This is a genomic window from Nocardia sp. CC201C (genome assembly GCF_030010695.1).
Taxonomy (GTDB): domain Bacteria; phylum Actinomycetota; class Actinomycetes; order Mycobacteriales; family Mycobacteriaceae; genus Nocardia; species Nocardia otitidiscaviarum.
This window is the reverse complement of record NZ_JASCXP010000153.1, coordinates 1-15,288: the sequence shown is the minus strand read 5'-3', so window position 1 is coordinate 15,288 and position 15,288 is coordinate 1. Positions and strand designations below refer to the sequence as shown.

15 protein-coding genes and 1 pseudogene are annotated in these 15,288 nt (G+C 70.0%); 9 read left to right on the top strand and 7 right to left on the bottom strand.

Features of this window, described 5'->3' with window-relative positions; all coding sequences use genetic code 11:
* Window positions 1-8: 8 nt before the first annotated feature.
* Window positions 9-230 (bottom strand): hypothetical protein, encoded by a 222-nt coding sequence (locus tag QK444_RS17615; protein WP_282781639.1) that lies wholly within the window; start codon window positions 228-230, stop codon window positions 9-11.
* A 121-nt stretch (window positions 231-351) separates the two neighbouring features.
* Here QK444_RS17615 and QK444_RS17610 point away from each other — a divergent pair, with 121 nt between their 5' ends.
* From QK444_RS17610 to QK444_RS17600, 3 genes are all read left to right on the top strand, one after another.
* Window positions 352-621, top strand: a complete 270-nt coding sequence (locus tag QK444_RS17610) for a DUF2516 family protein (protein WP_228808948.1) — start codon at window positions 352-354, stop codon at window positions 619-621.
* Window positions 622-762: 141 nt separating this feature from the next.
* Entirely contained in the window at window positions 763-1,785 is a 1,023-nt protein-coding gene (locus QK444_RS17605; RefSeq protein WP_282781638.1) for an alpha/beta hydrolase, read from the top strand.
* Window positions 1,786-2,041: 256 nt separating this feature from the next.
* Window positions 2,042-3,055, top strand: a complete 1,014-nt coding sequence (locus QK444_RS17600) for an alpha/beta hydrolase (protein WP_282781636.1) — start codon at window positions 2,042-2,044, stop codon at window positions 3,053-3,055.
* 165 nt (window positions 3,056-3,220) lie between these two features.
* Here QK444_RS17600 and purU read toward each other — a convergent pair whose 3' ends face one another.
* Both purU and QK444_RS17590 read right to left on the bottom strand, forming a co-directional pair.
* Window positions 3,221-4,108, bottom strand: a complete 888-nt coding sequence (gene purU / locus QK444_RS17595; RefSeq protein ID WP_282781634.1) for a formyltetrahydrofolate deformylase — start codon at window positions 4,106-4,108, stop codon at window positions 3,221-3,223.
* A gap of 58 nt (window positions 4,109-4,166) precedes the next feature.
* On the bottom strand, window positions 4,167-4,727 hold the full coding sequence (locus QK444_RS17590) for an N-acetyltransferase (RefSeq protein ID WP_282781633.1): 561 nt from the start codon (window positions 4,725-4,727) through the stop codon (window positions 4,167-4,169).
* Window positions 4,728-4,798: 71 nt separating this feature from the next.
* Between QK444_RS17590 and deoC the strand changes: the two genes are divergently transcribed.
* The gene (gene deoC, locus QK444_RS17585) at window positions 4,799-5,458 is read left to right on the top strand and encodes a deoxyribose-phosphate aldolase (RefSeq protein WP_282781632.1); all 660 of its coding nucleotides are present in this window, start codon (window positions 4,799-4,801) and stop codon (window positions 5,456-5,458) included.
* 341 nt (window positions 5,459-5,799) lie between these two features.
* On the opposite strand, the gene QK444_RS17580 is transcribed toward deoC, so the two are convergent.
* Window positions 5,800-6,501 (bottom strand): DUF2993 domain-containing protein, encoded by a 702-nt coding sequence (locus tag QK444_RS17580; RefSeq protein WP_282781643.1) that lies wholly within the window; start codon window positions 6,499-6,501, stop codon window positions 5,800-5,802.
* Between the two features lie 952 nt (window positions 6,502-7,453).
* Here QK444_RS17580 and QK444_RS17575 point away from each other — a divergent pair.
* Both QK444_RS17575 and QK444_RS17570 read left to right on the top strand, forming a co-directional pair.
* Window positions 7,454-8,056, top strand: coding sequence for a hypothetical protein (locus tag QK444_RS17575; RefSeq protein WP_143983707.1), 603 nt, complete (start codon window positions 7,454-7,456; stop codon window positions 8,054-8,056).
* A 102-nt stretch (window positions 8,057-8,158) separates the two neighbouring features.
* Window positions 8,159-9,664, top strand: a complete 1,506-nt coding sequence (locus QK444_RS17570) for a hypothetical protein (RefSeq protein WP_282781631.1) — start codon at window positions 8,159-8,161, stop codon at window positions 9,662-9,664.
* Window positions 9,665-9,875: 211 nt separating this feature from the next.
* Here the strand turns inward: QK444_RS17570 and QK444_RS17565 are convergent, their stop codons facing one another.
* From QK444_RS17565 to QK444_RS17555, 3 genes are read right to left on the bottom strand one after another with little or no spacing between them, the layout of a single operon-like run.
* Complete coding sequence (locus QK444_RS17565; protein ID WP_282781629.1) at window positions 9,876-10,673, bottom strand: class I SAM-dependent methyltransferase; 798 nt, start codon at window positions 10,671-10,673, stop codon at window positions 9,876-9,878.
* Window positions 10,643-11,158, bottom strand: coding sequence for a DUF2505 domain-containing protein (locus QK444_RS17560; protein WP_282781627.1), 516 nt, complete (start codon window positions 11,156-11,158; stop codon window positions 10,643-10,645). Before QK444_RS17560 ends, QK444_RS17565 begins: the two co-directional genes overlap by 31 nt.
* Before the next feature lie 31 nt (window positions 11,159-11,189).
* Window positions 11,190-11,675, bottom strand: coding sequence for a DUF2505 domain-containing protein (locus QK444_RS17555; RefSeq protein ID WP_282781624.1), 486 nt, complete (start codon window positions 11,673-11,675; stop codon window positions 11,190-11,192).
* A gap of 68 nt (window positions 11,676-11,743) precedes the next feature.
* Between QK444_RS17555 and QK444_RS17550 the strand changes: the two genes are divergently transcribed.
* The 3 genes and pseudogenes from QK444_RS17550 to QK444_RS17540 all read left to right on the top strand — a co-directional run.
* Window positions 11,744-12,955: a UDP-N-acetylmuramate dehydrogenase gene (locus QK444_RS17550; RefSeq protein ID WP_282781641.1), complete on the top strand. Its 1,212-nt coding sequence runs from the start codon at window positions 11,744-11,746 to the stop codon at window positions 12,953-12,955.
* Window positions 12,956-13,051: 96 nt separating this feature from the next.
* Window positions 13,052-14,260, top strand: coding sequence for an Ig-like domain-containing protein (locus QK444_RS17545; protein ID WP_282781622.1), 1,209 nt, complete (start codon window positions 13,052-13,054; stop codon window positions 14,258-14,260).
* A gap of 68 nt (window positions 14,261-14,328) precedes the next feature.
* Window positions 14,329-15,288 (top strand): annotated as a pseudogene (locus QK444_RS17540) (hypothetical protein); the annotation flags it as partial.

The following is a 15,288-nucleotide window of genomic DNA, read 5'->3' as shown; positions in this document are numbered from 1 at the left end:
GCGGCGACTCACGGCTCGACCTCGGGATCGAGGTTCGCCTTCGGCCGGCCCTCGGCGAGGATCCGGCGTGCCCAGACAGTCGTGGTGATGTCCAGTCCGATGGTGACCAGCAGCGGAATGGCCAGGGCGACGGCAAACGCGGCGTCCCGGTGCGGATACCCGCTCCAGATCCACAGCGCACACGCGGTCAGCAGCGGGTAGGCGACGATCCGCCAAGCGGTCATTCTCATAGTGGCCGATTGTGGGCGGCGCTCGGGGGGCAAGGCAATCCGGTATGTCCGACCGGTGATTTCGGGCCGGTGCAGTGGCGGTGTTGCTCGTATCATGGGTGGGGTGACTTCGATTACCGGGATGATTTTTCTGCTGCTGTGGCTGGGTGCGCTCGGTATGACCCTCTTCGCGCTGATCCACGCGGTTCGGCAGCGCCCGGACGCGTTCACGGCCGTCGACAAGCTGAGCAAGCCCGCGTGGGTCGGCATTCTGTGCGGCGCGCTGCTGTTCGTGCTGCTGGCGCAGGGCGGCGTGGGGCTGCTGATGATCATCGCGGTGGTCGCCAGTGGCGTGTATCTGGCCGATGTGCGGCCCAAGGTCGACGAGGTGCAGCGCGGTCCGCGCTGGTAGGGCGGGCCTCCGCGAAGAAAATTGCCGGGTGTCGGCGGTCCTGTGTGGACTGCTGGCACCCGAATTTTTTTTGGTGCTTGCACTAGCAAGCGGGCCTCCGATGGAGTTACTGTATCTAGCAGTAACACAAAGGAGTGTCCTATGCGGGCAAAGCTGCCTACACCAGCGGACCTTGCGGGGCGGGTCCGCGACCTGGTGCTCGCCCATCGGGCGGGCCTGCGGACCCGGGTCTACGAGACCGCGGCGCTCAACACCCCGTCCGCGCCCCACGAAGCCGTCACGGTGACCGCCGCCGACGGCACCCGGCTGCGGGCGCACGTCTACGGTCCCGCCGACGCCGACACCATCGTCCTGGTGCACGGCTGGACGTGCAGCCTCGAATACTGGAACCCCCAGATCAACGCCTTCGCCGGCGAGTACCGCGTGGTCGCCTACGACGTGCGCGGCCACGGTGAGAGCGAGCGCGGCCGCAGCCCGCTCACCACCGACCTGCTGGCCGACGACCTCCAAGCCGTACTGGAGGCCACCCTGCGCCCCGGCGAACGCGCGGTCCTGGTCGGTCACAGCCTGGGCGGTATGACCATGCAGGCGTGGGCCGGTCGCCATCCCGAGCAGGTGCCTGCCCGTGCGGCGGCCGTGCTGCTCACCAATACCGCGTCCGCGGATCTGATCGCCGAGACCACGGTGGTGCCGAGCTTCGGCCCCGAACTGGCCCGCCGCCTCCCCTTCCTGATTGGCCTGCTGGCCCTGAGCGCTCCGCTCCCGCTGCCGCCGGTCGTGCCGATTCCCTGGGTACTGCGCCGCCAGATCATGACGCTGGCCGCGGTCGGCGATATCGCCCTGTTCTCGCACAACATCGTGCGTTCCTGCCCGGCGGCCGTGCGCGGTCGCTTCGGCACCCTGCTGTCCTACCTCGATGTGGGTCGGGGCGCGCTGAACTTCACCGTGCCGACCACGGTCATCGCGGGCGAGTTCGATTTCATGACCCCGCCGGTGCATTCCGAGCGCATTGTCGACATGCTGCGTGAGGTGGGCTCTTTCGACGGCTACCGCATTCTTCCTACCGGACATCTCGGCAATGTCGAGGCATACGAGCGGTTCAACGCCGAACTGGCTCGGGTTGCCAAGGCCGCCTTCACGATTCCGGCCGCCGTCGGCGCGTAGAACGCTCGCGCGGGAGCGCGGATGCCCGTGCGACAACGGCGTCGCGCGGGCATTCGGCATCTCGGGACCGGCATATTCGGGGACGAAACTGTGTTGTAGGTAACAGTCGCCCCGATTTTCCGGACGAATGCCGTTGCGGCGGAACGGGTAATCAATCAGGGCGGCCGCATACGACCGAGTGTCACGATTCGGGTGCTTGCTATTGCTAGCACCGGTGCTTGCTGGGTAGTGTGCCGTAGGACACAAAGGAGTGCTCATGCTGGTGAAGCTGCCTGAAGCGGTGACCGACCTCCGGGCCGACGCGCTGACCGCCCCGTACCGGGCCAGACTGCGGGCTCGGACGTACGCGACCGAGTCGTTCAACGCACCGCGAATCGCCCCCGACGTCATTCCCGTCACCACGCGCGACGGCGCGAAGCTGCGCGTGCACGCCTACGGCCCGGCCGATCGCGATGTGCTGATCTTCGCGCACGGCTGGTCGTGCAGCCTGGAGTACTGGTACCCGCAGATCAACGCCTTCGCCGGTGACTACCGAGTGGTCTCCTTCGATCAGCGCGGCCACGGCGAAAGCGACCTGGGCACGCGCGGTTTCAGCGACGCCCAGTTGGCCGACGACTTCTCCGACATCTTGGACGCGGTGCTGCGTCCCGGCCAGCGCGCGGTGCTGGTGGGACACAGCATGGGCGGCATGACCATTCAGGCGTGGGCCAAGCACTACCCGGAACAGGTGGCGCAGCGGGCCAGGTCGGTCCTGCTCGCTACCACCGCGGCGGGCCGAATCTCCGCCCGCGCCACCGTGATTCCGCTGTTCAACGATCTGATTCCGGCGCCGCGCCTGATGGCGCTGGCGCTGTTCGGCACGCCGGTTCCACTGCCGGGCGGCCCGGCGGTGAACCTGATCGCCAAGTCGCGGCTGCTGACTCCGTCGGCCACCACCGACCAGGCGGCCTTCGGTCTGTCCATCGTGCGCTCGTGCCGTCCGTCGGTGCGCGCCGCCGTGGCCCGCGGCCTGATCGACCTGGATATCAACGGCGCCGCCGCGGATCTGTGCGTACCCACCACCGTCATGGCGGGCTCGCACGACCGGCTGCTTCCCGAGATCCACTCCCGCGAGATCGCCGACACCCTCTCGGCGGCGGGCAATCTGGAGCGCTACGTGATCCTGCCGACCGGCCACCTGCCGAATATCGAGGCCGTCGACGAGTTCAATACCGAGGTCGACCGCATTATTCGCATCGGCCGTCGCGGACGTATCGCCGCCGCCGGATAAGACGCGGTTCGCGCGCTGTCGGCCGTGTGTTGTCGCGCGCCTTCGCCGCTGTGCTGTCGAGCGCCTTCGCCGCTGTGCCCCACACGGGTTCGTGGGCGCGGCGGCGAAGGCCTTACCGGCGAACGTCGTGCTGCCGTGCCGTTACCGGCGGCGGGGGATCACCCCTCATGAGAAGACGACGGTGCGACGGCCGTGGACCAGCACCCGGCCCTCGAGGTGCCAGCGCAGCCCGCGCGCCAGCACCACGCGCTCGATATCGCGCCCCTGCCGGACCATATCGCGCACGGTGTCGGCGTGGTCGATGCGAATGACGTCCTGTTCGATGATCGGTCCCGCGTCGAGTTCGGCCGTCACGTAGTGGCAGGTCGCGCCGATCAGCTTCACGCCGCGCGCGAACGCCTGGTGATACGGGCGCGCGCCCACGAACGACGGCAGGAAGCTGTGGTGGATATTGATGGCGCGCCCCGCCCAGTGCTCGCACAGTTCCGGCGGCAGCACCTGCATGAACCGGGCCAGCACCACGGCGTGCGGATCGTGCACGTCCACCAGTTCGCGCACCTGCTCGAAGGCCGGGCCGCGGTCGGCGGGGTCCTTGGGGAAGGGCACGTGGTGGAATTTCACGCCGTGCGCCTCGGTAATGGCGGCCAGGTCGGGGTGGTTGCCGATCACGGCCTCGATGGTGGCGGGCAGTTCGCCCATGGTGGCGCGGCCGAGTAGGTCGTGCAGGCAGTGCCCGTCCTTGCTGACCAGCAGGACGGCGCGGCGCTTGGCCCCGGAGTCGTGGACCTGCCATTCGGTCTCCGGACCCAGTTCGGCCGCCACGGCGGTGAACCGGTCACGCAGTTCGTCGAGGCCGAACGGCACCGTGGCCGCCTCGATGGCCTGCCGCGTGAAGAACCAGCCGGTCTCGAAATCGGAGTGGTAGCCGGCCTCCACGATCGACCCGCCGAAGTCGGCGATGAAGGAGGTGATCCGGGCGATGATGCCCGGACGGTCCGGGCAGCCCAGGGTCAGCACATAGCGCCGATCATCGGTGGCAGCGGCAGAACTCATACCGGCCATCCTCCCAGGGACGGCACTGTGACCTCCGTCAGGGGCGAGCCGCCCCGGTTCACAATTCGTAGAACGGGTCGGCGTAGCGGAACTCGCCGCTGATCTCGTCCTCGTACGCGCTCAGCGGCCGCACCTGGAAATGCGACGCCCATTCGGGATTGTCCGGCACGATGCTCAGCCGCGCACCGGGCACGAAGCCGAATCGCGGGTAGTAGTCGAGACTGCCCAGCAGGCCCACCAGGGGCTCGTCGAGTGCGTCGGCCGCGCCCAGCGCCGCGTGCATGAGGGCCGCGCCGATGCCGCCGCTCTGGAATTGCGGCAGTACGCCGATCGGGCCCAGCGCCAGCACCGGGAACGGCCCGACCGCGGCCCGGGTGAGGCAGATATGGCCGGCCACGCGGTCCTGAATCTCGGCCACCATGGTCAGCGTGGGCATCCATCCGGAGTTGTCGCGCAGCCGCCGCACCAGATCGACCTCGGGGGGATCGGCGAGGGCCGCCGGTGCGCCATCGTCCGGCCAGGGCTCGCCGTGGGCGTTGGCGTACTGGGCGGCGAAGGCGTTCCGGTGCACCGCGGCGATGGCGGCGACGTCGCCCGGACGCTCGCGACGAATCAGCACACCTACGAGTGTGCGGGACAGCGGTCCGCACTCGCAATGAAATTGCCACCGATATGCCAAACTCACAGCCCATGGCACAGCTTTCCCGCCGGGACGTCGCGGCACTGATCGATCACACCCTGCTCGCACCGGAGGCGACCGCCGCGCAGGTGGCCGCGCTCGTGGACGAGGCCCGCGACCTCGGCGTCTTCGCGGTCTGCGTGTCGCCGTCCATGCTGCCGCTGCGCGCCCCCGGTCTGGCGGTGGCCACCGTCGCGGGTTTCCCGTCCGGTAAGCATCATTCGCTGGTCAAGGGCACCGAGGCGCGGTTGTCGGTGGACCAGGGCGCGGACGAGGTGGATATGGTCATCGACGTCGGCGCGGCGGTGGCGGGGGATTTCAACGCGGTGCTGGGCGACATCATCACGGTGCGCGAGGCCATCGGGGACCGCGCGCTGCTCAAGGTGATCATCGAATCGGCGGCTCTCACCGATGCCGCGATCGTGGAATGCTGCCGGGCTGCCGAACGCGCCGGAGCCGATTTCGTGAAGACCTCCACCGGTTTTCATCCCTCCGGTGGGGCGAGCGCGCACGCGGTGCGGTTGATGGCCGAGACGGTCGGCGACCGTTTGGGTGTCAAGGCCAGCGGCGGCATCCGCACCGCCGAGGCGGCGGCGGAGCTGATCGCGGCGGGAGCCACCCGGCTGGGGCTGTCGCGCTCACGCGAGGTGCTGGCCGGGTTCCCGGACTGACCCGACCTCGCGGGCTGGCTCGATCACGCGGCCGCCCTGACCCACCCCGCGGCCCCGACCCTGCGGCGACGAATCGTCGCGCACCACGGCACCAGACCAGGTGCGATCCCCAGGTGGGCGTGATCTACCGCGGTGAGCGCGTTCCGCCGCACAACGCTCACCGCCGCAGCCCGAGGGAGTGCCAGCGAGCAGGAACGGTCGCTCCGGCATCCTGCGGGTGCCGGTGCAACCGGCCCGTTGGACGCGGGAGCCGGCACACACCCGCTCGCGGTGTGAGTGCCGGACGCCCGAGAATGGCGCTGTCGAAACACCCGTCAACTCGGGCATCTCAACAGGCTGTGTCAGCAGCGGAAGTCGGAGGAATCGCCCTGCGCGGCAGGCAGTTCGGTCTTGCCGCCCGCGAGCAGCACGCGCAGGCCGCTGTCGGTGACCTGGACCTCGGTGGGTTGCAGCCCCATCGGGTAGCTCTGCAGGCTCTCCGCCATCAGGTCGACGATGCCCTCGACCAGATCGGTGGGCAGGCCGAAGCCGAGCAGCGAGGCCGCTTCGGTGGTGACCTCCACCCTGCCGCCGACCACCTGGGGCTTGACCTCGAGGCCAGCGAGTCCGCCCAGCACCGCGAAGGTCAGCGTGTCCTTGGTCGGATTGGACTCGACGCCGGACACCAAGCCGCCCAGGGTTTTCGAGATGCCGTCGTTGCTCCAGGTGACGTCGGCGGAAGAGCTGCCGATGGTGCCGCCGCCGCGTCCGTTGTCCACCACCTCGATGTCGTTGAACTTCGCGTGCACCACCATGCCCACGGCGGGACCGAATTTGGTGTCGTCGCTGTTCACCGTCACCGACGACACCTTGCCGTCGAACATGGTGATGAGCATGGGTTTGGCCCCGAAGGACACGTCGATCCTGGACCCCATCTCCTGTTCGAACTGGGAGGTGATGCAGTTCTCCACGGTGCGCCGCGCGTAGGCCTCACCACCGGCCAGGGCGGCGATGGCGAGCAGCGAGACCACGACGGCGACGATGAGCAGGGTGCGACCACGCATCCAGGACGAACCTCCTCCGGAGCCAGCGGCATTCGGCCCCACCGGTGGCGGGGGAGTGGTCGGCGGCTGCTGTTCGCCGCCGGGTGCCGCGCCCGCCGCCAGCGCGGCCGCGTCGAAGGTCTCGGTGCCGTACGGTCCCAGCGCCGCGGTGTCCTGGCGGCCGGACGGGTACGGACCGCCGGTCGAGCCGAGCACCGCAGTGTCCTGGTGGCCAGAAGTGTCCTGGTGGCCGGACGGATTCGGACCGCCGGTCGGGGCGAGCACCTCGGTGCGGTGATCGGTCGGATTCTCCTGCGCCCCGCGCATTCCGGCGTGCTGCGGGTACGCGGCATCGGGGGAGTTGCCCAGTACCTCGGTGGGTGCCGAGTCGGACACGGACACACGGCCGGGGAATGCCTTGGTCGTGTCGTTGTTTCCGGCTGCCGTCGTGTTCGCGCCGAGGACCTCGGTCGGTGCCGAGTCAGACACGGACGCACGGCCGCCGAACGCTACGGTGGTGTCGTCCTGTCCGACGCCCTGGTGTGCGCCGAGGACCTTGGTCGGTGCCGAGTCGGATACCGACTTGCCGCTCCCGAATGCCTTGGTGGTGTCGTCGGTTACGGTCGCGCCCGATGCTCGCGGCGGTGCGGAGTCGGACGCGCCGCCCCCGGGGACCTCGGTGGCGTGGTCGCTGCCGGATGCTTCGGGTCTGTGTTCGGCGGTGGTGTCCGGTAGGGCGGTGCCCGGCTCGTGGCTCACTTCGTTTCCGGTGCCGCCGACCAGGGTGGCGTCCGGGTCCGAGGCGTGAGGCGCGCCGGTATCGCGCTCGGCCGCGTCGTCCGAGGTGGGTTTCGAGCTCATGGGGGCGATTCTTCCCGAGGTTTCTGTGCGGGCTCTGTGCTTCCGATGAGGTGTTGACCGAACCTGGGCGGAATGTGACATAACGCACAACCCCCGGCGTAACCTGTTTCACATGGCTGGGGAAGCCGCAGCGGAGCGGGATTTCGGGCGCGGATGGCAGGCGTTGCGGCAGCTGGCCGGCCGGCACGCGGGGTATTTCACGACCCGGCAGGTGCTGCGCACCGGCTGCGAGGTCCAGGTCCGCGACGGTTTGCGGGACGGCACGGTGTCCCGGGCCGGAGTGGGCCTGCTGCGCCTGACCGACTGGCCCGACGGCCCGCTCGACGAGTACGCCATGTGGTCGGCCTGGTTCGACGGCGCCGCCGCGGTCTCCCACCACAGCGCCGCCGAACTGCACGGTCTGGGTCGGCTGCGCCCCCGCTACGTCCACATCTCCGCCGGGGTGGGCCGCTTCCCGCTCTCCCCCCGCCTGGTGGTCCTGCGCCGCGCCCTCACCCGCTCCGACATCCAGTCGGCGGGCGCGTTCCTGGTCACCACCCCGCTGCGCACGGTCCTCGATCTGGCCGAGACCGGCATCGGCCAATCCGCCCTCGACGAAGTGGTGGCCGACGCGGTCGCCATCGACCGCTGCGCCAGCACCGACATCCGCACCGCCTGCACCGCCCTCCCCCCACTCACCGCCGCCCGCCTGCACCGCGCCCTCGCCCGCGCCTGACCACTGCGGCATGGCGAGTCCGAAGCGGTAGGTCATGGCATGTGGGGGTCGCGTCGTCGGCGGGGTCGCGCCGGAATCCGGTTCGTGGCATGGTGACTGATCATGGGGAAGGTCGGCTGTGGTGCGTGGGATCTGAGCTTTCCCCCGGGGCCGCCGGATCGGGTCGCCGATATGTTCACCGCCGCGGTGGTGGCCGATGCGGTACGGCGGTTCGACGCGGATCTGGCGCAGTCGGTGGAGACGTCCCGGGATTGGCGGCGCGGATATCGCGGGGTGTTTCGCGGTGTGACGGCGTTGGCGGTGTCCGCGCCGGCGATGTCGCTGGGTATCGCCCAGGAGGGGTTGGCGTCGCTGCGCACCATGCTGCGGTTCGCGGCGGGCCGTCGGGTGACCGCGCTGCGGTCGGTGAACGTGGCCGTGGAGGCCGACGATACGGATCTGGCCACCGGACGCGTGGACGGTGCGGCCGAGCCGGTGCGGCGGCTGGAGGTGCCGTATCGCGGAGAGGTGTTGGCGGAGGAGCGGTTACGGCGGCAGCTGGCGAGCTGGCAGCGCGACGGCATCGTGGAGCCCGGTTTCGCGACAGCGGTGGAGCGGGTCATCGACCATCCGGAGTGGCTGCCGCTGCCCGGTTTCCGGCTGACGGTGGTGGGCGCGTCCGCGCATCTCGCGCCCCTGCGGCCGCTGTTGTCCTGGGGCGCGGATGTTTTGGCGGTGGACCGTCCGGGCCGCTCCCGCTGGGATCGCCTGCACGCCGTGGCGCGATCGCGCGCGGGCTCGCTGCGTTTCCCGCTCACCGAGTCCGGCCCCGGCGCGGATCTCACCAAACACTTTCCGACGCTGGTTCGTTGGATTCTCGCCCATGCCGACGCCCGCCCGGTGCTGGGCCTGTATGCGAGCAATCCGGGCGCGGCCGGGGTGCGGCTGTCCGCGGCGGCCGATGTACTCGCCGAGGCGGTGCGGCGCGCCCGCCCGGATACCGCGCTCGCCTATCTGGGCGCGTCCACCGACTGTTACGCGGTGCCCCCGCCGGTGCTGGCGGCGGCGCGGGAGCGCTCGACCGGCGGGGGAGTGCGCGGCACGGTGCAGGACGCGCTGCGCCGCGTGACCCCCTGGCCGGTGTATCACCCGAACTATCCGGAGCCGGTCCGCACCGAGGACGGCGCGGAATGGGGCCTGTTCGACAATCTCCCGACCATTCTCGGCCCGGATTACGCCCTGGCCCAGCGTCTTCCGCGCTGGCGCGCGGTGCTGACCCGCGCCGCCGGTGGCACGGTCTCGTATACGGTCGCTCCGCCGGCCTGGCCCACCGATATTCGGGAGGCCACGCTGCGCCCGATCACACTGCGCGGCGTCGACCATTACGGCATCGAGGTCTTCGAACCGTCCACGGCCCGCGTCCTGCTGGCCGCCAAACTGGTGGCCGACCTGTTCGACCCGGCCCAGGACTCCGAGGCCAACCCCGAAGCCCTGTTCACCACCGGTGCCGCGCACGGCGGCCTGTGGCGGCAGCCCTTCCAGCCGAGTTCCCTGCTGGCTCCCTCCACCCTGCTCGGCTGCCTGGACGCGGTGCGCGACTTCGGCGAACGCCACCTGCGCCCGCGCTGACGACACCCTCGCCGAACTACGCGCCCGCCGTTCGCTCGACTCCGCGTCCGCCGTTCGCTCGACTCCGCGCCGCTGCGGTCCCGGTCCACACGGAGTCGGCCACCCACAAGCGGCTGCTCACCGCCATCCGCGCGGTGCCGATCTGCACGGGTGGTGCGGCCTGCACGGGTGGTGCCCCCGCACGCCGGTCCGGCTGCTCGCCGGATTCCACTCACCTCGGCGCGACGTCCGCCCATGGCACCGACAGCACACAGTCGCGCATCCGTCGCCGATACCCCCGCAGCGGAAACCCTTGCTGCCGTAACAGTTCCGCTGCGTGCCGCCACCGCACCCGTGGCCCGAACACCGCCAGCGGCGCGGCACGGGCCCACGCCCGATCGGCGGCGCTGAGCAGCGTGTGGATGGGTTCGCCCGGGATATTGCGGTGGATCAGGACTTTCGGGAGTCGTTCGGCGAGGTCGGAGGGTTTCTCGATATCGAACGGATCCCAGGCGAGGGTCAGTGAGAGCGGTCCGGCACGGTCGAGCAGCACCCAGGCGCACCGCCGCCCGAGTTCGTCGCAGGTGCCGTCCAGTAGCAGCCCGCCGGGCGCGAGATTGCCGAGGATGGTGTTCCACGCCCCCGGCACGGCCGATTCCGGATACTGCCGCAGCACATTGAAGGCCCGCACCAGATCCGGCCGCAGGCCCGCCAATTCGAAACCCCCGCGCGCGAATTCGACGCCGTCGCGGCCGGGCACCACCCGATCGGGGTCGATCTCCAGCCCCACCACGCGGATATCGGCGCGCACCGTCCGCAGCCGCGCGGCCAGTTCCAGCGTGGTGACCGGCATGGCCCCGTAGCCGAGGTCCACGACCAGCGGCCGCGTCGCGGCCAGTAGCCGCCCGGTTACCAGTTCGTCGTGGACCAGCCACCGGTCACCGCGCCGCAGCCGGTTGATGCCGGTGGTGCCGCGCGTGATGGTGCCGATGGGCTTGGCTAGTGGACGGGTTTCAGCTCGTCCAGCCACCGCTGTGTCATTTCGGCTTCCGCCCGGAACAGGTCGATCAGGTTCACGAGCAGCAGTTGTTCGAGCTTGGTTCCGAAGAACGGGATGTGCACCTGCGCCCGGGAGGAGATGCGCAGGGTGCAGCCGATCTCGGTGGGGAACAGGTGCAGTTTCCCCCCGAGCGTGCCCGGCCCGTTCGGGATTTCCGCTGTATAGGTGCCGTGCACCTCGGGTCCGAAGGGGTCGTAGTGCTCGGTGCGGGTGATGGTCATATCACCGCGCATGACGGTCTGCGCCATGGGCGGCAGCATGTCGCGCGGCAGCACATGGCGTAGCACCACGTCGATGCCGTCGTCGCCCGCCGTCAGGTTCACCACGTCGTTGGGTGAGTATTTCCGCATCTCCTCGATCCGCGCATCCCAGTAGGCGCGGCTGGACAGAGCCGTGTAGACCTCTTCGGTGGTGTGCAGCGGATAGCGGGCGGAGTAGTCGAGTCGGCGGGCCATGAGCGGTGAGGTTACCGGCGGATAGCCGCGGTCAGTGCGAAGACAGCCAATTGTCGGTGAACTCGGCCTCGCGGACCAGCAGGTCGGTCAGGTTCTCCTGGATGGCGGCTTCGATCTTGCGGCCGAAGAGCGGGATCTTGACCTCGATACTGCCGTCGACCACGTAGCTGGAGCCGGTGCCGTCCGCGCTGAGCGTGAGCGTGCCGCTCACCTCGGCGGGCGCGCCGTCGACCCGCGCGGTGAAGGTGCCCGACGAGCCGTTCCAGACCTCGGTCCGCGGAATGACCAGCCCGTCCGGTTTGATCGCGGTGATCTGGGCGGGCAGATCCGCGGGGGGAATGGTCTGGACGAGCTCCACGTGCACCCGCTCGCCGTCGATGGCGATGGATTCGATGCGCGCGTTGACGCCGCCGACCTGCTCGACGCGGTCCTTCCAATACTGCTCATTGGCGAAGGCCGCGCGTACGGAGGCGGCGGAGTGGGCGGAGCGCCCGGTGAAGGCCAGAGGTGTCGCCATGGGGGGACACGCTACCGTCTGTGCCTGTGCGTACTTCTCGGGTGGTGCCGTTCGAGCACCTGCGGGACATGCTGGCGACGACCGGCGCGCGACTGCGCGATGCGGTGCCGCTGGCGGAGCTGACGACCCTGCGGGTGGGCGGCCCGGCCCCCGTCGCGGATTGCGCCACCACGGAGGCGCTGGTGGCGACGGTCCGCGCCCTGGACGCCGCCGACATCCCGGTGCTGCTGGTCGCGGGCGGCTCGAACCTCCTCGTCGCGGATGAGGGGTTCCCGGGCGTGGTGGTGCGCATCGCCAATGCGGGAGTGCGCATCCTGACGGGCGCGGACGACGCCGTTGCCGCCGTCGCCGGGAACGATGCGCGCGCTGCGGCCATCCGCACGGATGCCGAGACCGGTGCGGTCGTCGCGACACCCGCGGCCGGTGGGATCGGCGTGACCGATGTGCCAGGTGGGGGCGATGTGGTGCGCGTAATCGCCGAGGCGGGTGCGAACTGGGATGCCGTGGTGGCCGAGACGGTGGTCGCCGGGTACGGCGGTCTCGAATGCCTGTCCGGCATCCCGGGTTCCGCCGGTGCGACCCCCGTGCAGAATGTCGGTGCGTACGGCGTCGAGGTCGCGAATCTGCTCACGCGCGTGCGGCTGCTGGATCGCGCGTCCGGCGAGATCACCTGGGTGCAGCCGTCCGAGCTCGGTTTCGGCTATCGCACCTCGGTGCTCAAGCACAGTGATCACGCGGTCGTGCTGGCCGTCGAATTCGCCCTGCGTGCCGACGGTTCCAGCGCACCCCTGCGCTATCGCGAGCTGGCCGCCGCCCTCGGTGCCGAGGAGGGGGAGTCCCGTCCCGCCGCCGAGGTCCGCGCGGCGGTGCTGCGGTTGCGCGCGGGCAAGGGCATGGTGCTGGATCCGGCCGATCACGACACCTGGAGCGCGGGTTCGTTCTTCACCAATCCGGTGGTGCCCGCCGCCCGTGTCGAGCAGGTGCGCGCGGCCATCACCGCACAGGTGGGTCCGGATGTGGCGGTGCCCACCTATCCCGCCCCGGACGGCGTGAAGTTCTCGGCGGGCTGGCTCATCGAGCGCGCGGGTTTCGCCAAGGGTTTCCCGGACGAGTCCGCCCCCGCCCGGCTGTCCACGAAGCACACCCTGGCCTTGACGAATCGCGGTGCGGCCAAGGCGTCGGATGTGGTCGCGCTGGCTCGCACGGTCCGCGACGGGGTGGCCGAGCGCTTCGGCATCCGCCTGGAACCGGAGCCCGTCACCGTCGGCCTGACGCTCTGAAAGGGTGGCGTTCCCCACGGTCCGCGCAGCCCGGGGGCCGCGGTATCGAGGGGTAACTTGGCGTAAGTGAGCAATCGAGGAGGATCCGCCAGACGAGTGGCCACGGTGCTGACCGCGTTTCTCGCCGCGGTCGCGCTGCTGGCCGGATGTTCATCGGATAAGGGTGACGGCCCGCAGGCCCCCGCGGGTCCCGTCGCAAAGGTGACAGTCGACCCCGGCGACGGCGCCGGCGATGTCAACCCCACCGCACCCGTCTCGGTCTCGGTGGCCGGCGGCCGCATCGACCAGGTGGCCCTGACCAACCCCAACGGCAAACAGGTCACCGGCGAGTTCAACGCCGACCACACGGCGTTCACGGTGACCGAGCCGCTCGGCTACGGCGTCACCTACAGCTGGTCGGGCACCGCCACCGGCACCGACGGCAAGCCGGTGCCGATCGACGCGAAGTTCACCACGGTGCGACCGGAGTCGACGGTGTCGGCGACCATCAATATCGGCGACGGCCAGCAGGTCGGCATCGCCGCGCCGATCATCGTGCAGTTCAGCAAGCATGTCGAGAACAAGGCGGCGGTGGAGCGGGCCATGACGGTCAGCACCGATCCCGGCGTGGAGGGCTCGTGGGCGTGGCTGCCGGATGACAACGGCGGCTCTCGCGCGCACTGGCGTCCGCGCGAGTACTGGACGCCCGGCACCACGGTGGACCTGCAGGCCAAGCTGTACGGCATGGATATGGGCGACGGCGCGTACGGCGCGGCCGATATGAGCTCGAACTTCAGCATCGGCCGCGCCCAGATCGTCAAGGCCGACGCCCCCAGCCACCGCATGCGGGTGGTGCGCGACGGCCAGGTCGTCTTCGATTTCCCGGTGAGCTACGGCGAGGGCAATGAGGACCGCAATGTCACCCGCTCCGGCATCCACGTGGTGACGGAGAAGTACGAGGACTTCATGATGTCGAATCCGCCGTACTACGAGAACGTGCGGGAGCGCTGGGCGGTGCGCATCTCCAACAATGGCGAGTTCATCCACGCCAATCCGGAATCGCTGTCGGCGCAGGGCAATACGAATGTCACCAACGGCTGCATCAATCTGAGCCCGGGAGATGCGCAGGCGTACTTCCCGACCGCGCTGTACGGCGACCCGGTCGAGGTGACCGGCACCCGCATCCAGCTGTCGGCGGCGGACGGCGACATCTACGACTGGACCATCGACTGGAACACCTGGAAGAGCATGTCGGCGTTGCAGGGCGATCCCGCCCCTGCCGTCTCGGCCACTCCGGTGCCGCCCGGCCCGCCGCGCGCCAACTGAACCCTGGTCGTTCGACCTGCTGATCGCGGGCCCGCCGACTACCGTTGACGCGGTAGTGAGGAGGGCCCGTGATCGTTGCGGGAGCGGGGCCGATACGCCCGTTGAGTCCATCGGAGCGATGGTTCTGGATCATCGACCGCATATCTCCGTCCAACTGCATCGGGCGGATTCGCGTACATGGTCGGATCGAGCCGGGTCGCCTGGAGCATGCGGCCGCCGCCCTGGTGGCCGAATACCCGCTGCTGCGAGTCGGAGTCGAGCACGGCGCGGCCTTCGCCCCACGCTTCGTCGCGCTCGCCGACCCACGGCTTCCCGTGCGACGCGTGCGGACCGACGATCCCGAAGCCTGGCGACCGGCGGTGGACGCCGAACTGGCGCAACCGTTCGACACCACCACCGGCCTGGCGCGGGCGGTCGACATCGTGCACGCGGCCGCTACCCCGGCGGAGCACCACGACATCCTGCTGACCGTCTCCCATGTGCTCCTCGACGGCCGCTCCCTGGTCACCCTGCTGCGCAAGCTGATCGACTACGCGGCGGACGGCGGGGCGTGCGAAGACTCGGAACCCGACCCCGTGACTTCCGAGTCCGCGTCGACCGAGTCCGCGTCGACCGAGCCTGGAGCCCACCGCGCCGGATCGGGAGTAGGCCACGCGGCGTCGGGTTCGAATGCCGTCACCGGCGCTGCCGCGTCTCCCGTGCCGGAACGCGAGTTCTCCGCGTGCGGTCCGCCCTACGCCGTCGCGGAAACCGATTCTGTCGGGTGTGCTGTCGGGCCCACGGTGGGAGTTTCCAGAGTCGGGGGTGGTGCCGGGGCCGCCGTGCCGGAATCCGGCGTTGCCACCGGTGCGGCCGGACCCGTTGCGCCGGGAGCGGCGTCGAGCGGCGTCTCGCCCACCGCGGCGGAATCCGACCCCGCATGGCGTGGTCACTCACCCCCGGCACCCGCCACCGGATCTTCCGTCACACGGCATCCGACTACTTCGCGTCCACCGGTTCCTCCGGCCGACGATCTCATTCCCCGTGCG